Annotated in this window: 17 protein-coding genes; 10 read left to right on the top strand and 7 right to left on the bottom strand. The window is 66.4% G+C overall.

All coding sequences use genetic code 11. The annotated features are described in order from the left end of the window. Positions 1-61: 61 nt before the first annotated feature. Together U5A52_RS25365 and U5A52_RS25360 are read right to left on the bottom strand one after the other, a co-directional pair. A complete protein-coding gene (locus U5A52_RS25365; protein ID WP_415774054.1) occupies positions 62-694 on the bottom strand; it encodes an MlaC/ttg2D family ABC transporter substrate-binding protein in 633 nt (210 codons plus the stop codon). A gap of 218 nt (positions 695-912) precedes the next feature. Continuing rightward, positions 913-1,143, bottom strand: coding sequence for a hypothetical protein (locus U5A52_RS25360; protein WP_321936661.1), 231 nt, complete (start codon positions 1,141-1,143; stop codon positions 913-915). 408 nt (positions 1,144-1,551) lie between these two features. Between U5A52_RS25360 and U5A52_RS25355 the strand changes: the two genes are divergently transcribed. The 10 genes from U5A52_RS25355 to U5A52_RS25310 all read left to right on the top strand — a co-directional run bounded on the left by U5A52_RS25355 (position 1,552) and on the right by U5A52_RS25310 (position 10,382). Next, positions 1,552-2,418 carry an STAS domain-containing protein gene (locus tag U5A52_RS25355; RefSeq protein WP_321914082.1) on the top strand — a complete coding sequence of 289 codons (867 nt, stop codon included), beginning with the start codon at positions 1,552-1,554 and terminating at the stop codon, positions 2,416-2,418. A 37-nt stretch (positions 2,419-2,455) separates the two neighbouring features. Then, entirely contained in the window at positions 2,456-2,815 is a 360-nt protein-coding gene (locus U5A52_RS25350; RefSeq protein ID WP_321936660.1) for an STAS domain-containing protein, read from the top strand. A 53-nt stretch (positions 2,816-2,868) separates the two neighbouring features. After that, positions 2,869-3,294 carry an anti-sigma regulatory factor gene (locus tag U5A52_RS25345; protein WP_321914084.1) on the top strand — a complete coding sequence of 142 codons (426 nt, stop codon included), beginning with the start codon at positions 2,869-2,871 and terminating at the stop codon, positions 3,292-3,294. Further along, on the top strand, positions 3,279-4,421 hold the full coding sequence (locus U5A52_RS25340) for an ATP-binding protein (protein ID WP_321936659.1): 1,143 nt from the start codon (positions 3,279-3,281) through the stop codon (positions 4,419-4,421). Before U5A52_RS25345 ends, U5A52_RS25340 begins: the two co-directional genes overlap by 16 nt. Beyond that, positions 4,414-5,820: a sensor histidine kinase gene (locus U5A52_RS25335; protein WP_321936658.1), complete on the top strand. Its 1,407-nt coding sequence runs from the start codon at positions 4,414-4,416 to the stop codon at positions 5,818-5,820. Before U5A52_RS25340 ends, U5A52_RS25335 begins: the two co-directional genes overlap by 8 nt. Further along, positions 5,817-7,340 carry a response regulator gene (locus U5A52_RS25330; protein WP_321936657.1) on the top strand — a complete coding sequence of 508 codons (1,524 nt, stop codon included), beginning with the start codon at positions 5,817-5,819 and terminating at the stop codon, positions 7,338-7,340. The genes U5A52_RS25335 and U5A52_RS25330 overlap by 4 nt, the downstream gene beginning before the upstream one ends. A 55-nt stretch (positions 7,341-7,395) precedes the next feature. Beyond that, positions 7,396-7,863 (top strand): GNAT family N-acetyltransferase, encoded by a 468-nt coding sequence (locus U5A52_RS25325; RefSeq protein WP_321936656.1) that lies wholly within the window; start codon positions 7,396-7,398, stop codon positions 7,861-7,863. A gap of 136 nt (positions 7,864-7,999) precedes the next feature. Further along, positions 8,000-8,377, top strand: a complete 378-nt coding sequence (locus tag U5A52_RS25320) for a DUF2306 domain-containing protein (RefSeq protein ID WP_321914089.1) — start codon at positions 8,000-8,002, stop codon at positions 8,375-8,377. Beyond that, complete coding sequence (locus U5A52_RS25315; RefSeq protein ID WP_321936655.1) at positions 8,374-9,507, top strand: sensor histidine kinase; 1,134 nt, start codon at positions 8,374-8,376, stop codon at positions 9,505-9,507. Before U5A52_RS25320 ends, U5A52_RS25315 begins: the two co-directional genes overlap by 4 nt. Continuing rightward, positions 9,504-10,382, top strand: a complete 879-nt coding sequence (locus tag U5A52_RS25310; protein ID WP_321936654.1) for a LytTR family DNA-binding domain-containing protein — start codon at positions 9,504-9,506, stop codon at positions 10,380-10,382. The genes U5A52_RS25315 and U5A52_RS25310 overlap by 4 nt, the downstream gene beginning before the upstream one ends. Positions 10,383-10,406: 24 nt before the next feature. Here the strand turns inward: U5A52_RS25310 and U5A52_RS25305 are convergent, their stop codons facing one another. From U5A52_RS25305 to U5A52_RS25285, 5 genes are all read right to left on the bottom strand, one after another. Next, positions 10,407-11,195, bottom strand: a complete 789-nt coding sequence (locus tag U5A52_RS25305) for a helix-turn-helix transcriptional regulator (protein ID WP_321936653.1) — start codon at positions 11,193-11,195, stop codon at positions 10,407-10,409. 174 nt (positions 11,196-11,369) lie between these two features. Continuing rightward, positions 11,370-12,131, bottom strand: coding sequence for an ABC transporter ATP-binding protein (locus U5A52_RS25300; RefSeq protein WP_321936652.1), 762 nt, complete (start codon positions 12,129-12,131; stop codon positions 11,370-11,372). Next, positions 12,122-13,990, bottom strand: a complete 1,869-nt coding sequence (locus U5A52_RS25295; RefSeq protein ID WP_321936651.1) for an ABC transporter permease subunit — start codon at positions 13,988-13,990, stop codon at positions 12,122-12,124. The genes U5A52_RS25300 and U5A52_RS25295 overlap by 10 nt, the downstream gene beginning before the upstream one ends. Positions 13,991-13,993: 3 nt before the next feature. Continuing rightward, on the bottom strand, positions 13,994-14,893 hold the full coding sequence (locus U5A52_RS25290; protein ID WP_321936650.1) for a branched-chain amino acid ABC transporter permease: 900 nt from the start codon (positions 14,891-14,893) through the stop codon (positions 13,994-13,996). 16 nt (positions 14,894-14,909) lie between these two features. Beyond that, positions 14,910-16,076 (bottom strand): branched-chain amino acid ABC transporter substrate-binding protein, encoded by a 1,167-nt coding sequence (locus U5A52_RS25285; protein ID WP_321914096.1) that lies wholly within the window; start codon positions 16,074-16,076, stop codon positions 14,910-14,912. Between the last annotated feature and the right edge of the window lie 64 nt (positions 16,077-16,140).

Below are 16,140 nucleotides of genomic sequence, written 5' to 3'. Positions count from 1 at the left end.
CACATCGGGCGCGGCCGTCCAGATTTTCGCAGGTCACGCGAGTCGGGCGCAAAAACGCGCGTCACTGCGTTTGCGTCTTGCCCGACACGAGTTCCTGATTTCGCGCGACGAGGAACTGAATGAGCCCGTCCACGCCGCCCTGCTGGATCTTCTCGTTGAACTGCTGACGATAGGTCTGGATCAGCCACGCACCGAGCACGTTCAGGTCGTAAAGCCGCCAGCCCTGCGGCGTCTTGTACAGGCGGTAATCGATTTCGAGCGGATTGTTGTTGGTTTGCGCAAGCGTGCGCACCACGACGTCCGTGTCGCCAGGCGAGCTGCGCATGGGCGGGTAGTCGATCTTCTGGTCTGGCTTCAGTTGCGCGATGGCGCCCGAGTAGAGATGGATCAGCAACAGCTGGAACTGCTGTTCGATCTGCGCCTGCTGCTCGGGCGTGGCCGTGCGCCAATGCGGCCCCATGGCGAGGCGCGTGGTACGGCGGAAATCGACGTACGGAAGAATGTCGCGGTTGACGATGTCCTGAATGCGCGCGATGTCGTCGGGCGCGACGGACTTCGCGCGCACCTCGTCGAGCACTTGCTGCGTGGCGGTCCTGATGAGCGCCTGCGGGTCCGACTGGTCCACCTGGGCCGATTGGGCAAATGCCGCCGTGGCGGGCAGGAACGACAAACACCACGCAATGAGCGCGGTCATACGGAATAACCTGGTCATCGATATCTCTGGGCAATGGCGGGAGGGGCGAGGCGGCGCGAAGTCGATGAGCCGGCAACACCGGCATCCCGGCGCGTGAGCGCCTCAAGCCGGACGCACCGCGCGTGCGCACGCCAGTGCTCAGTCTAGCGGGTCGGGCGCTGTCCGGTCGGATCGCTGTGCGGCTCGTGCGGCTCGTGCGGCTCACGCCGCTCGCGCATTCACGCGCGAGGCGGCCCCGCATGCCCATCGGACTGCGCGAGGAACGCCTCCAGCCCGAATAGCCAGGCAACGCAAAACGAGAGGCGCGAAAGCACACCCGGCATCGGGTCGCTGTTGCCATCCTCCGGGTCCTCCTCCAGCGCGGTCTCGCCAGAAGCGAGCGCGCCGCCCAGTGGCGCGGACGTCGTCGATAACGGCGAGTGCTGGCGAGACAGGGATTCGGGCTCCATGGCGACGGTGCTCCTCGGTGCGGACCGGATTGTGATTGGCGCAGGCTATGGAGCAAGACACATGCCATCCGATGACTTCACGCTTGACCTCGCCCTCACGCCGGTCACGCATCGGTTGCGCGACTTCCGCTCTGTAAAAACTACAAGCGCGTCACGGCAAAGCGGAAAACCCCGCACGCGCCAGGCCCGGCAGCCGTTGCGCGGGCAGGCAGGCACGAAAAACGCATGCAGCCACACGCCCGCCCGTTCGCTTGCCTTGCATACGCACGTAATCGGTTCAATCGCGGTTCAATCGCGGTTCCATCGCGGTTCAATCGAAACCGAATTGGGATCGAATCGATACGAAGGTGTAAGGTTCAGCGGTTCGTCTCGACGACGAAGCGCGCGCCCCATCGCTCAGGAGATTGCATGAACACACCGGAACAGGTTCGCATTGCGGACATCCTCGGCCAGCATCGCGACACGCTGCTCGCCGAATGGCTGCGCCTGCATCTGCCGATCGCGCTGCGCCGCGGCCTCGCGATGGAAGGGGAAATTCGCGAGCAGTTCTCCGCGTTCCTCAATGTCTTTCTCGACACGCTGCCCAACACCGAAACCTTCGATGCGAGCCGCCCCGAATGGGAGCCGGTGCGCGCGTTCCTCGCGGACATGTCGGCGCACCGCGCGCGTCAGGGTTACACGCCGGTCGAGACGGCCACCTTCGTGTTCTCGTTCAAGGAGCCGCTCTACGCGCGCCTGCGCGAGGGCTATGCGCACAATCCCGCCGAACTCGCCCAGGTGAGCTGGCAGGTGAATCTGCTGCTCGACGGCTTTGGCCTCTACACCACCGACGTCTTCCAGAAAAGCCGCGAAGCAATCATCGCGCGCCAGCAGGAAGAGTTGCTGGAGCTCTCCACGCCTGTCGTGCAACTTTGGGAAGGCATTCTCGCGCTGCCGCTCATCGGCACGCTCGACTCCGCGCGCACCCAGGTCGTGATGGAGAGCCTGCTGCAAAAGATCGTCGACACGGGCGCGGGCCTCGCGGTCATCGACATCACGGGCGTGCCCACCGTCGACACGCTCGTCGCGCAGCATCTGCTCAAGACCGTGGCCGCCGCTCGCCTCATGGGCGCGGACTGCATCATCAGCGGCATCCGTCCGCAGATCGCGCAGACCATCGTGCACCTCGGTGTCGATCTCACCAACGTCACGACCAAGTCCACGCTCGCCGACGCCTTCGTCATCGCGCTGCAGCGCATCGGCGCGACCATCATCTCGCCGAAGGCCACGGCCTGAACGCCACTGAGCGTACGACGCACGGGAACCGCACACGATGGAACGCATTCCGATTCTGCGCCTCGGCGACTGCCTGATCGTCACGATCCAGGTGGACATGCACGACCGCCTCGCGATCGCGCTGCAGGACGACCTCACCGAGCGCATCGTGAAGGAGTCGGCCAAGGGCGTGCTGCTCGACATCTCGGCGCTCGACGTGGTCGACTCGTTCATCGGCCGCATGATCAGCAACACGGCCGCCATGGCGACGGTGCTCGACGCGCAAACAGTGGTGGTCGGCATGCAGCCGTCGGTGGCGATCACGCTGGTCGAGCTCGGTCTCACGCTTTCGGGCGTGCGCACCGCGCTGAACGTCGAAAAAGGCATGGCGCTACTCAAGCAGCGCCAGCTCCGTTAAGTCCCGTGACTCCCTCATGACTCCGTTAGCTAGCACGTCTCTTGCATTCGATCATGAATAGCAACGACACGACCGGAAGGCTCGCGGCCCAGGTGAGCCTGCGTTCGGACGAGGAAATCGTCCGGCTGCGACAGATTGTGCGCGACGCCGCCATCGCGCAGGGGTTTTCGCTCATCGAGCAAACCAAGTTCGTGACGGCGGCGAGCGAACTCGCGCGCAACACGCTGCAGCACGGCGGCGGCGGCGACGCGCGGCTGGAAGTGCTGGAACGAGGCGTGCGCGTGGGCCTGCGGCTCACGTTCTTCGACCAGGGCCCGGGCATTGCCGACATCGAGCGCGCGCTGCAGGACGGCTTCACGAGCGGCAATGGCCTGGGTCTGGGCCTGGGCGGCTCGCGGCGCCTGTGTGACGAGTTCACGATCGAATCGACTCCGGGTGCCGGCACGACGGTCACCATCACGAAATGGAAAGTACGCTAGACGGCGCGGCCGGTTCCGCCGGCGGCAGCCACCGGTCCTACGAGATTGGCGACGCAAGCAGCGTCGCCTATGCACGCCGCGGCGCAGCCGAAGCCGCGCGCATTGCCGCGCTCACCGAGACCGACGCCGGGCGCCTCGCGATCGTGCTCACCGAAGCGGCCACCAATATCCTCAAGCACGCCGGCCACGGCGAGCTGCTCGTGCGAGCGCTCGAAGGCGCAGTGGAGCTGATTGCGCTCGACAGCGGCCCCGGCATGACCGACGTGGGCGCAGCGCTCGCCGACGGCCACTCCACGGCCGGCACGCCCGGCACCGGGCTCGGCGCGATGCGGCGGCTCTCGAACCAGTTCGCCGTCTACGCTCAGCCGGGCATGGGCACCGTGCTGCGCGCGCTCGTGCAAAAGAGCGGCGGCAACGCCGCCCACGCGGCATTCACCGGACCCGAGATCGGCGCGGTGTGCGTGCCCTATCCCGGCGAGGAAGTCTGCGGCGACGGGTGGCTCGCGCAGGCCGACCAGAGCGGCCTCACGCTCGCACTGGCAGACGGTCTCGGCCACGGCGCCGAAGCCCACGTCGCCGCCGTGGCCGCGCTCGACGTGCTGCGCCGCCGCGCCGGGCTCGCGCCCGCCGCGCTCATGGAACTCTCGCACGCGGCGCTGCGCCCCACGCGCGGGGCCGCGCTGGCGCTCGTGCGCATCGACCTCGCGCGCGGCACGCTCGCGTTTTGCGGCACGGGCAACATCTCCGCGGTCGCGTATGGCGCGGGCCGTCCCGCGGAACGCCGCCCGGCCGACAGTAGCGCATTGGCCAGCCATACGCACCGGCCCGCCAGCGCAGGCGCATCTTCCGCGCGCGAGTGCTACCAGATCGTCTCGCGCAACGGCATCGTGGGCCACACGATGCGCGGCACCCAGGAGTTCGAGCTGACGTGGAGCGAGAACGCGCTCCTCGTGCTGCATTCGGATGGTATCGGCACCCGCTGGGATCTTGCCGCCTGGCCCGGACTCGCCAACCAGCCCGCCGTCGTGATCGCGGCCGTCCTCTACCGAGACTTCGCGCGCCGGCGCGACGACGCCACCGTCGTCGTCGTGCGCGCCCGCCCCGGAGTACAGTTGAATCATGAATAAGCCCCTGCTGCGCATCCGGCTTGAAACCGCCCAGGACGTCGTTGCCGCGCGCCGCCGCGCGCGCGAGCTGGCCGCCGGGCTCGGCTTCTCGCCGCTCGATCAGACGCGCATTGCGAGTGCCGTCTCCGAAATCGCCCGCAACGCGTTCGAATATGCGGGCGGAGGCGAAGTCACGTTCGCGCTGGAAAGCGAGCGCTCACACGAAGCGCTCGCCGTGCAGGTGAGCGACCACGGCCCCGGCGTGCGCGAGCTCGAAGCCGTGCTCGACGGCACGTATCAATCGCCCGGCGGCATGGGCCTCGGCATTACGGGCAGCCGGCGTCTGATGGACCGCTTCGACATTCGCTCCTCGGCGAGCGGCACGACCGTCACCATGGCCCGCGACTTGCCGCAAGAGCGCGGCGCGGTGGGCGGCGAGGAACTCGATCGCATCGTGCGGGAACTGTCCGCACGCAGTCCGCAAGAGGGCGTGCACGGCGACTCGCTCGAAGAACTGCAGCAGCAAAACCGCGAACTCGTCACGGCGCTCGACGAGCTGCGCGAACGCCAGGACGAACTCTCGCGCCTCGCACAAGAGCTGGAGGCGACCAACCGCGGTGTGGTGGCGCTCTACGCCGAGCTCGACGAGCGCGCCGAGGAGCTGCGCCGCGCCGACATGATGAAAACGCGCTTTCTCTCGAACATGAGCCACGAACTGCGCACGCCGCTCAGTTCGATCCGCGCGCTCGCGAACCTGCTGCTCAACCGGCTCGACGGCGACCTGAGCGTGGAGCAGGAGCGCCAGGTCCGGTTGATTCTTTCGTCTGCGGAAAGCCTGGGCGAGACCGTGAACGATCTGCTCGACCTCGCGAAGATCGAAGCCGGCAAGACCGAAGTCGTTCCCGCGTGGTTCGACGCCGCCGACCTCTTCGCCGCGCTGCGCACGATGCTGATGCCGCTGCTCGACACGCCGCACGTCACGCTCGAATTTGGCGCCACGACAGGCCTGCCGCAGCTTTACACCGACGAACCGAAGCTCACGCAGATCCTGCGCAATTTCGTCTCGAACGCGATCAAGTACACCGAGCACGGACAAATACGCGTCGGCGCCCAGTGCATGCCCGGCGATGGCGACGACGCGCGGATCACCTTCTTCGTCGCGGACACGGGCATCGGAATTGCGCCCGAGCACCACCAGATCATTTTCGAGGAGTTCGGCCAGGTGCAGAACCGCCTGCAGCAGCGCGTGAAGGGAACGGGTCTTGGCCTGCCGCTATGCCGCAAGCTCGCGGCGCTGCTGGGTGGCGAAGTGGGGGTGGAAAGCGAGCCCGGCGTGGGCTCGACGTTCCGCCTGACCATGCCGGTGCGCCTCGCTACGTCCTTCGAGGACGAACGCGAGACCTCCGGGGACGCGCCATGAACGCACCCGCCACACTCATCCTCAACGTCGACGACAACGAAGGCGCGCGCTATGTGAAGTCTCGCGTGCTGCGCCACGCCGGCTACGCCGTGATCGAAGCCGCCACAGGCCAGGCCGCGCTCGAAGCCGTGCGTGAACAGGCGCCCGCGATCGTGCTGCTCGACGTGAAGCTGCCCGACATCAGCGGTATCGAGGTGTGCCGCCTCATCAAGTCGGACCCGGAAACGAACTCCACGCTCGTGCTGCAAACCTCGGCCGCGGCAGTGCAAACGCGCGACAAGATTCTCGCGCTCGACGGCGGCGCCGACAGCTACCTGACCGAACCCGTCGAACCCGCCGAACTCGTGGCGAACGTGCGCGCACTGCTGCGCCTCTACGCCGCCGAAAAAGCGTTGCGCGACGCCGACCGCCGCAAGGACCGCTTTCTCGCGACGCTTGCGCACGAACTGCGCAATCCACTCGCGCCGATCCGCAACGCCATCGAACTGCTCGACCCGCGCCACGGCGCGAACGACACCATACGCGCCGACGCGCGGCAGATCGCGAGCCGCCAGGTCGAGCATCTCGGGCGTCTCGTCGACGACCTGCTCGACGTCTCGCGCATCTCTCACGGCAAGATCACGCTGCAGATGAGCACGCTCGACTTGCGCGAGATCGTCGCGATCGCCGTGGAGACGAGCCGCCCGTTTCTCGACGCGAAGTCGCAAACGCTCACGGTCGAGATCGACTGCGAGCCGTGCCATGTGACCGGCGACGCAATACGCGTGGCGCAGATCATCAGCAACCTGCTTTCCAATGCGGCGAAGTACACCGCCGAAGGCGGCCAGATCGCCTTGCGGCTCGAAGCGGACGTCTACGAGATCCTGATTCGCGTGCGCGACAACGGCATCGGCATCGCGCACGACGAACTGCCCTACGTGTTCGATCTCTTCATGCAGTCGCGCGAGGCCGTGAAGCGCGCCGACGGCGGCCTCGGCATCGGTCTCGCGCTCGTGCGCGAACTTGCGGAACTGCATGGCGGCTCGGCGAGCGCGCATTCTGACGGGCTCGGGCGCGGCTCGGAATTCGTCGTGCGTCTGCCGCTCGCCCGGGCGCCGCAATGCGAAGCCCCGCGCGAGCAGACGCCGGGCGCCGGAGAACACACTGCGCCGCCGCGCCGCCGCGTGCTGATCGCCGACGACAATGTGGATTCCGCCTCGTCGCTGCTCATGCTGCTGGAACTCGAAGGCCACGAGGTGCGTGTGGCCCACGACGGCCCGAGTGCGCTCGCGCTCGCGCAGACTTTCCTGCCTCACGTGGCGATACTCGACATCGGTCTGCCCGGCATGGACGGTCATGCGCTGGCGAAGGCGCTGCGCGCCGAGGCCGCGACGGCACGCGTGCAATTGATCGCGCTCACGGGCTACGGCCAGGAGCGCGACCGCCTGGCGGCGAGCGAGGCCGGCTTCGACCGGCATCTCGTGAAGCCCGCACCGTTCGAAGAGATTCTGCGGGAAATCGAACGCACGCCGCCGGGTTGAGGTTGAGGCTGAGGCTGAGGTAATCTGTGCGGTCCGCTCTCAGGAGAAGAACCGCATGGATGTGCGCCCTCTCGATGTTCAAGACCTCGAACTGATCTGCCGTCATCGCGAAGCCATGTTCCGCGAAGCGGGCCGCGACGAGGCCACGCTGCGTACGATGACGGAGCATTTTCGCGCTTGGCTCGCGCCGCGGCTTGCCAATGGCGCGTACTTTGGCTACGTGCTGAGCGAGCACGGCGTGGCGATCGCGGGCATCGGGCTCATGTTGATCGACTGGCCGCCGCATCCTCTACACCCCGAAACGGCCCAGCGCGGTTATGTGCTCAACGTCTACGTCGAGCCCGGCGCGCGGCGGCGCGGTCTCGCGCGCGAACTCATGCGGCTCGCCGATGAGGCATTCGCACGGCGAGGGGTGACGTACGCGATTCTGCACGCCACCGAACAGGGGCGTGGGCTCTATGAAGGCCTCGGGTGGGGCGCGACGACGGAAATGGCGAGGGCGCTGCCGCCCGCTCGCGCCTGATCCGCCACCACCCGCGCCGCGCCAGCCCCCGTTCGCGGCCACTTTCCCACCGTTCGTCGCAAGCCCCTCGCTCACCGCCGCGCCGCTCTCCACACTGCAGCCATCGACTCCGCTCGACCTGCCAAGGAGAGCCAGCATGCCTGTCATCATTGCGGCGCACGTCGTCGCCGCTACGCTTTCTGTCATACTCGGAACCGCCGTCACGCTGGCCGAAAAAGGCAGCATTCGGCACAAATGGCTCGGCCGCCTGTGGGTGCTGATGATGTTCGCGACTGCACTCAGTTCGTTCGACATCCGCGAACTGAATCCGGGGCATTTTTCCTGGGTTCACGGCCTTTCGCTGCTGACGTTCGCGAGCGTCGGGCGCGCCGTCTGGGCAATTCGCCACGGCAACGTGCGCGGCCACCGTCTGGCCATGCGCGGTTCGTTCTTCGCGCTCGTTGCGGCCGGCCTCGCCGCCGTTGCGACGCCACATCGGCTGCTCAATCTCATCGTCACGAGCTGGATCGCATGATTCCTGGCATGCACGTCGAGTTTCCGAACGCCTCCGCCCGCCACCCTGCGCCGGCTGCGAATGTCCTGCTGGCCGGGTTCGCGCGCGAGGGGGCGATCGTCGTCGTCGGGAACACACTGATCGCCGTCGCGCTCACCGCCGTTGGCTTTCACCGATTCATCGACAACTTCGTCTTCAGCCAGGCGATCGGGCTCTCGATCATGCTGCTGCTCGACGTCGCCCGCTTCTTCCTGCAGCGCCGCAACGCCCTCACGGGCCCGCGGCTCGCTCTCGCGATGGTGCTGGCCATCATGCTCGGCGCGGAGCTCGGACGCTCCATTGCAAGCGTGGTGCTTGGCCTGGGCCTGCGCTACGCGTTCGAGACGAAAGATCTCCCGCTGACGGGCTGGATTGCGCTCACCGCCACGCTGCTCGTCACCTGGTATGGCTGGTCGCGCACGCGCATTGCCGAGCTGAGCGAGCAGGTCGCGCGCACGGCGTGGCAAAAGGAAGCCGCCGAGCGCACAGCGCTCAGCGCGCGCCTGCAGGCGCTGCAGGCGCAAATCGAGCCGCACTTTCTCTTCAACACGCTGGCGACGCTCGACAGCCTGATCGCGTCCGATCCCCCTCGTGCGCGCGAGCTGCTCGCCAGCCTCAACCGTTTCCTGCGCGCGACGCTGGAGGCCTCGCGCGCCCAAAGCGAAACGCTCGCGGTGCAGTTCAAGGTGCTCGACGCGATGCTCGCTGTGCACGCCATGCGCATCGGAGCGCGCCTCGTCTACTCGTTCGACCTGCCGCGCGATTGCGCCGATCTCCCGGTGCCGCCCATGCTGCTGCAGCCGCTCGTGGAAAACGCGCTCAAGCACGGCATTCAGGGCGCGCTCGAGGGCGGCAGAATCGACGTCGTCGCACGGCGTGTCGATGAACATGTCGAGCTGACCGTGACCGACACGGGCCCGGGTTTTGGCGCGACGCCGGGCACCCAGGGCGCGGGCGTCGGGCTCGTGAATGTGCGCGAGCGGCTTGCGGCGCTCTACGGCGAGCATGCGTCGCTCACGCTGATCGAGAACGTGCCGCACGGCCTCGTGGCGCGTGTGCGGCTGCCTTTGCGTCATGCGATTGACGTGAGCGTGCAGGAGTCCCGATCATGAAAAACCACACGCCCGGCGATGTGACACGAACCCGTGACACCCCGACCGCGCTGATCGCCGAGGACGAGCCGCTGATCGCCGCCGCGCTTGCGCGAGAACTCGCCGCCGTGTGGCCGGAATTGCGCATCGTGGCGACGGCTGGCAACGGCCACGAAGCCATCGAGCAAATCGGTAAGCTACAGCCCGACGTCGCGTTCCTCGACATCGCCATGCCGGGCGCGACCGGCCTCGATGTCGCGCGCGCCTGCGCGAATCTCGCCGCGCCACCGCAAATCGTGTTCGTCACCGCCTACGACGCTTACGCGCTCGAAGCCTTCGAGGCCGCGGCCATCGACTACCTGCTCAAACCCGTGGAAACCACGCGGCTCGCGCGTACCGTGGAGCGCCTGCGCACACGGCTTGCGCGATCGGCGGCGAGCGACGCCGAGGCGCCGCAAATGCAGGCGGATCTGCAACGCGTGCTGCGCCAGCTGGAAGCGATCACGCAGGACGTTCGCGAAGCGCGGGCCGGTGCGCGAGCGGGCAACACGGATGACACCCCGCGCGCGACGCCGCTGCGTTATCTGCGCGCCTCCAGCGGCAACGACATCCGCGTGGTGCCGGTGGAAGATGTTCTGTACTTCGAAGCAGCGGACAAGTACGTCGTGGTCACGACGCGCAGCGGCGAACTGCTGATCCGCACGAGCCTGCGAGAGTTGTGCGCGCAACTGGACCCCGAGCGTTTCTGGCAGGTGCACCGCGGCACGGTGGTCAATGTGGATCAGGTGGAAAGCGCCTCGGTCAGCGCGATCGGGAAGATGACACTGCAGCTGCGCGGCCATGCCGGCGCGCTCGCGGTGAGCCGGCAGTACGCTCACCTGTTCCGGCAGATGTAAGCGGGTCGCGAGGGCACGCTCGGCTCAACGCGGCTCGCTTTTTAGATACCGCTGGGGCGTCTCGCCCATCGTCTTGCGAAACATCGTGATGAACGCGCTCGCATTCGCGTAACCGAGTTCCGCCGCGATCTCCGCCACGCGCACGCCTTGCGCGAGCTTCGAAACCGCCTCGACGATGCGCAACTGCTGGCGCCAGTGGCCGAACGTCAGCCCTGTTTCGTCCTTGAAAAGCCGCGCGAGCGTGCGTTCGCTCGCGCCCACGCGCTCGCCCCAGACGGAAAGCGAGTCGCCATTGGCCGGGTCCGCCAGCAGGACATCGCAAATCTGCCGCAAACGGCGGTCGAGCGGCAACGGCAGCCCTGCGCCCGACGCTTCGCGCGATTGGCGCATTTCACTGAGCAACAGCGGGGTAATGAGCGCGTGGCGGCACTCCGAGTTGCGCTCGCGGTCTTCGACCATCGCCACCACCAGTTCGCGTAGCAGCGACGAAACTCTCACGGCGTGGCATGCGGATTCCGGCCACGGCGACGCCTGCGGCTCGAAGACCACGCGATGCATGCGCACCGCGCTCGTCGCGATCAACTCGTGGCCCACGCGCGGCGCAAGCCACAGCCCGCGATGCGGACCAAGCGTCCACATGCCGATGGGCGTCGCCACGCGCAGCACGCCGCTCGTGGTGAAAACGAGCTGTGCCTGATCGTGCGAGCGCCGCGCCTGCCTCACACCTGCATCGTATTCATGGCTTGTCGCCGTGCAGGGCCGTTCGAACGTGCGCTGCGTGAGTTCAGGTCGATGGCAGCTGATCTGATCCATGAGTCCGGAATTTCTTCGCTGATTCAGCTAAGTTTGTCTATTTTTGCGCAATTTTTCTGTGAGCACATCGCGCGAGGTCGTCGTGTTCTGTATTTTGCATCGGATGATGATGAATTGCTAATGCAAACGAGAATGATTTGCACTTTATACAACACGGATGTTTTAGCAGACCACCTATGCCCCCCCACCCTCCTGCGCCGCTGCGCCGCCGCCAAGATAGGTGGCGCGCACCCGGTTGTCGTCGGCCAGTTCGTGGGCCGGACCCGCGAGCGCCACGCGGCCGCCTTCCAGCACATACGCCCGATTCGCAATGCGCAGCGCCTGCCGCGCGTTCTGTTCCACCAGCAGCACCGCCGTGCCTGCGTGGCTGATGCGCGCGATCACTTCGAAGATCGCGCGTACGAGCTTGGGCGCAAGCCCCATTGAAGGCTCGTCGAGCAGCACGAGTTTCGGCTTGAGCATGAGCGCGCGCGCAATCGCCAGCATCTGCTGCTCGCCACCGCTTAGCGTGCCCGCGAGCTGCTCCTTGCGCTCGCGCAGTCTGCTGAATGTTTCGTATGCCTGAGCAATGCCTTGATCGAGCGCGCCGGCGTCGTGCCGCAAGAGGTAACCGCCAAGGCGCAAATTCTCCTCGACGGTCAGGCCGCCGAAAATACGCCGCCCTTCAGGCACATGCCCGATTCCAAGCGCAACGATACGATGCGACGGCAGCCCGACGAGCGCCTGCCCCGCAAACGCAATGCTTCCGCCGCGCGGGCGCAGCAGCCCGGAGATGGTGCGCAGCGTCGTGGTCTTGCCCGCGCCGTTGGCCCCGAGCAGCGCAACGATCTCGCCCGGCTCGACGTCGAGCGAAACGCCATGCAGCGCTTCGATGTTGCCGTAGTTCACGCGCAGGTCGCGAACGTCGAGAAGTTTGGCGGCCGTGTCTAACTCCATAACGACTTCTCCCCGTCCGCGGCGTCCGGTCCGTCGTCTTCTTCGGCCGTGCCGAGATAGGCGTCGATCACCACGGGGTTGTTCTGGATTTGCACGGGTGTGCCCTCGGCAATGATCTCGCCATGATCCATCACGATGATGCGGTCCGACACGCCCATCACCAGCGCCATGTCGTGCTCGATCAGCAGCACTGTCACGCCCAGGTCGCGGATGCGGCGGATCTGCGCCATCAACGCGTGTTTTTCGGTGGGGTTCATGCCGGCGGCGGGCTCGTCGAGCAGCAGGAGGCGCGGCTGGCTCGCCAGCGCGCGGGCGATTTCCAGCCTGCGCTGATCGCCATACGGAAGGTCCGAGGCATATTCGCTCGCGCGCGCGCCGAGCCCTACGAGATCGAGCCAGCGCTGCCCGAGCGCGCCGTGCTCCGCAGCCTCGGCGCGCGCGGCGCGCGTGCCCAGCAACTCCGCCACGAGGGCCGTGTGCAGACGATGATCCATGCCGATCAGCACGTTCTCGAACGCGCTCATGTGGTTAAAGAGCCGGATGCCCTGAAACGTGCGCGCTATGCCGCGATGCACGTTGCGATGGGGCGCGCCACCGGCAAGCGCTTCGCCGCGCCAGACGAGCCGTCCGCCGGTTGGGCGGATCACACCCGTCAGACAGTTGAACACCGTGGTCTTGCCCGCGCCGTTCGGGCCGATCAGCGCGAGAATCTCGCCGCTGCGCACCTGGAAGCTGATCCCGCCGATCGCGCGAACGCCGCCAAAGCGACGCTCGAGGGCATGCACCTCGAGCAGGGTTTCGCGCGCGGCGGCGGCTTCGAGGCCGCCGCTATCGGCGAGAGAAACGGCCGCCGTGGATTCCTTGCCCGCCGCTTCTGCGGCTTCCGCTTCGTGCGCCACCGTCGCTTCCTCGGGCCTCGGCGCGGCGCGCCTCACGCGCGCGGGCCACAATCCTTGCGGACGCAACAACATGAGCACGACGAGCGCCACGGCAAAGCCGAAAATGCGCCACAGATTCAGGAAGCGCAGCATTTCCGGCAGCCCCGCAACGATCAGCGCGCCCAGTATTACGCCGGGAATGCTGCCGCGCCCCCCCATCACGACGACGATGAGGATCGTCACCGACTGCAAATACGTGAACGCTGTGGGATCGATCGTGCCGAAGCGTGCGGCGAACAGACTGCCCGCCAGGCCACCGATCAGCGCGCCTAACACGTAGGCGAGCATCTTCACGCGCAAGGTCGCAACGCCCACCGCCTCGGCAGCGGCTTCATCCTCGCGGATGCTGGTCCACGCGCGCCCCAGGCGCGAACGCCCGAGCCGCACGGCGAACACGAGCACGACGATGAAGAACACCATGCCCAGCACGTACACCGAGCGCGGCGAACTGAACTCGAAGCCGAACAGGCTCGGCGGCTCGATACCGTAGATGCCGTTCGGGCCGCCGGTAATGTCGAGATTGGTGGCGACAATGCGCGTGATCTCGCCAAAGCCGAGCGTGACAATGGCGAGATAGTCGCTACGCAGGCGCAACGTGGGATAGCCAATCACGACGCCGGAAGCGCCTGCGAACGCGAGGCTGAACGGCAGCGTCGCCCAGAACGAGAAATGCAGCAGGGTTTCGAGCAGCGCCGTGGTGTAGGCGCCAATGGCAAAGAACGCCGCGTAGCCGAGGTCGAGCAACCCGGCGTAGCCCACGACGATGTTCAACCCGAGGCCGAGGATCGCATACGTGATGATGGTGAGCCCGACGTCGACGATATAGCCGCTTGCAAAGGCCGGCAACGCGGTCGCCGCCGCGATCAGCACGACGGCGGCGACCCATGTGGTTTGCCGGGATTGCCCAGCCTGTGCGCGCATGCCTCACATCCTCTCGACAACGCGTTCGCCGAACAACCCTGTCGGCTTCACCACGAGCACGGCAATCAGCACGCCGAACACGAACACGTCGGTCCACTGGGAGGACACATATCCCGCACCGAACGCTTCCAGCAAGCCGATCAGGAAGCCGCCCACCATCGCACCGGGAATATTGCCGATACCGCCGAGCACCGCCGCCGTGAATGCGCGCAGGCCGAGCACGAAGCCCATGAAGAAGTTGATCTGCGTGTAGAAAAGCCCTTCCATCACGCCGGCGACCGCAGCGAGCGCCGAACCGATAAAAAACGTGAGCTGGATGAGCCGCTCGACGTCGATGCCCATGAGGCGCGCCGCATCCTGGTCGATGGCGAGCGCGCGCATGGCCGTGCCGATAAACGTATGGTGTACGAATAAATACAGCGCGCTCATCAGCGCGAAGCTGGCCGCAACAATGCCGATCTGCGCGAACGTAATGTGCACGTTCGCAATATCGAAGCCGGTATGCGTGAGCAGGTGCGGATACGTGCGAAAGCCCGCGCCGTAGGCAATCAGCACGCCGTTCTCCAGCAGCAGCGAAACGGCGAGCGCCGTAATGAGAATGGAAAGGCGCGGCGCGCGCAGCAAAGGCTGGTACGCCACGCGCGCGATCGCCACGCCGAGCAGGCCGGTCGCGAGCATGGCCACCGCGAAGGCCACGAACAGTGCGAGCGCGAGCGGCAGGTGCGCGGCCGCGAGGGCGGCGAGCGCGGTCCAGCCCATGAACGCGCCCACCATGAAGAGATCCCCGTGTGCGAAGTTGATGAGCCGGATGATGCCGTAGACCATCGTGTAGCCGAGAGCGACGAGCGCGTAGAACGAGCCGATCGTCAGCCCCTCGACGACGAACTGGAAAAAGGTGCTCATGAGCGACCCGGGGCGCTTACTTCATGGTCACCCACTTGCCGTTTGCATCCTGGCGCTGATAAGGCTCGAACTGATCGTTGTGCACGACGACCGTGATGTACACGGCGCGGCTGCGATCGCCCTTCGGATTGAAACCGATCGTCCCCGTGGCGCCCGGATAGTTCGCGATCTTGTGCAGCGCCGCGCTGATGTCCGCGGGCTTGGCCGACTTCGCATCGGCCATAGCCTTGGCCGTCACGCCCACGGCGTCGTATTCATACACGGAATACGGCCCCGGCCCTTGACCATAGGACTTGTTGTACTGATCCACGTAGTCGTGCGCACCCGCGAGGAACTGCGCGAGCGGCGCGGTCGTGATGATCATGCCATCGGCGGCCGGCCCCGCCGTCTTCATGAGCGTCGGATCATTGGTGCCATCGCCGCCCATGAAGGTCATCTTCAGGCCCACCTGGCGCGCTTCCTTCACGAGCAGACCCGCCTCCGAGAAGTAGCCCGTGTAATAGATCACGTCCGGGTTCAGTGAGGATACCTTGGTAAGCGTCGGCGAATAATCCATCTGGCCCGGCGTGATCGAGTCGGCATACACCACGTCTACGCCCATCTTTTTGAGCGATTCGACCGTGTTCTGCGCGAGACCCTTCGCGTAGGTCGTGTTGTCGTCGATCACCGCCGCGCGCTTCACGTGCAGCGAATTCTTCATGAAGCTGGCCGCAAACGGCCCTTGCTCGTCGTCACGGCCAATCGTGCGAAACACGTTGTCGTAGCCCATTTCCGTGAGCTTCGGATTGGTCGAGGCATCGAGCACATAGGGAATGCCGGCCCGGTGGAACGCAGTCAACTCGGGCAATGCGGCGCTCGAGCAGTAGCCGCCCGCCACGGCGACCACGCCTGCATCCACGAGCTTTTGCGCAGCCTGAACCGCCGTTTGCGCATCGCAGGCGTCGTCTTCGGGTACGAGTTCGATCTGCTTGCCGAGCACCCCGCCTGCCGCGTTGATCTTCGCGGCCGCGAGCTTCGCGCCATTCAGGATATCCGTGCCCGCTGCGGCGCTGCTGCCCGAAAGCGGCACCGGCACGCCGATCTTGATCGTCTGGGCTTGTGCGAAGCCAGGCGCGAGCGCGGCAAGCGAAAGGAAGGTGAGCGCGAGGGTTGCGTGCAGCGTGCCATTGTTCTGAGGATTCATGTGAGCGGCTCCTGAGCGTGGACCCGACCGGGCGATGCCGCAACGCAGGCGAGCCCGCGCGGTC

The sequence above is a fragment of the Paraburkholderia sp. J8-2 genome, from assembly GCF_905220195.1.
Lineage (GTDB): Bacteria > Pseudomonadota > Gammaproteobacteria > Burkholderiales > Burkholderiaceae > Paraburkholderia.
This window is presented reverse-complemented; position numbering and strand designations above follow the sequence as displayed.

Bases quoted from the DNA above. Each gene is read 5' to 3' on its own strand.
- U5A52_RS25365 (WP_415774054.1), bottom strand. From the start codon at position 694: ATGACCGCGCTCATTGCGTGGTGTTTGTCGTTCCTGCCCGCCACGGCG.
- U5A52_RS25360 (WP_321936661.1), bottom strand. From the start codon at position 1,143: ATGGAGCCCGAATCCCTGTCTCGCCAGCACTCGCCGTTATCGACGACG.
- U5A52_RS25355 (WP_321914082.1), top strand. From the start codon at position 1,552: ATGAACACACCGGAACAGGTTCGCATTGCGGACATCCTCGGCCAGCAT.
- U5A52_RS25350 (WP_321936660.1), top strand. From the start codon at position 2,456: ATGGAACGCATTCCGATTCTGCGCCTCGGCGACTGCCTGATCGTCACG.
- U5A52_RS25345 (WP_321914084.1), top strand. From the start codon at position 2,869: ATGAATAGCAACGACACGACCGGAAGGCTCGCGGCCCAGGTGAGCCTG.
- U5A52_RS25340 (WP_321936659.1), top strand. From the start codon at position 3,279: ATGGAAAGTACGCTAGACGGCGCGGCCGGTTCCGCCGGCGGCAGCCAC.
- U5A52_RS25335 (WP_321936658.1), top strand. From the start codon at position 4,414: ATGAATAAGCCCCTGCTGCGCATCCGGCTTGAAACCGCCCAGGACGTC.
- U5A52_RS25330 (WP_321936657.1), top strand. From the start codon at position 5,817: ATGAACGCACCCGCCACACTCATCCTCAACGTCGACGACAACGAAGGC.
- U5A52_RS25325 (WP_321936656.1), top strand. From the start codon at position 7,396: ATGGATGTGCGCCCTCTCGATGTTCAAGACCTCGAACTGATCTGCCGT.
- U5A52_RS25320 (WP_321914089.1), top strand. From the start codon at position 8,000: ATGCCTGTCATCATTGCGGCGCACGTCGTCGCCGCTACGCTTTCTGTC.
- U5A52_RS25315 (WP_321936655.1), top strand. From the start codon at position 8,374: ATGATTCCTGGCATGCACGTCGAGTTTCCGAACGCCTCCGCCCGCCAC.
- U5A52_RS25310 (WP_321936654.1), top strand. From the start codon at position 9,504: ATGAAAAACCACACGCCCGGCGATGTGACACGAACCCGTGACACCCCG.
- U5A52_RS25305 (WP_321936653.1), bottom strand. From the start codon at position 11,195: ATGGATCAGATCAGCTGCCATCGACCTGAACTCACGCAGCGCACGTTC.
- U5A52_RS25300 (WP_321936652.1), bottom strand. From the start codon at position 12,131: ATGGAGTTAGACACGGCCGCCAAACTTCTCGACGTTCGCGACCTGCGC.
- U5A52_RS25295 (WP_321936651.1), bottom strand. From the start codon at position 13,990: ATGCGCGCACAGGCTGGGCAATCCCGGCAAACCACATGGGTCGCCGCC.
- U5A52_RS25290 (WP_321936650.1), bottom strand. From the start codon at position 14,893: ATGAGCACCTTTTTCCAGTTCGTCGTCGAGGGGCTGACGATCGGCTCG.
- U5A52_RS25285 (WP_321914096.1), bottom strand. From the start codon at position 16,076: ATGAATCCTCAGAACAATGGCACGCTGCACGCAACCCTCGCGCTCACC.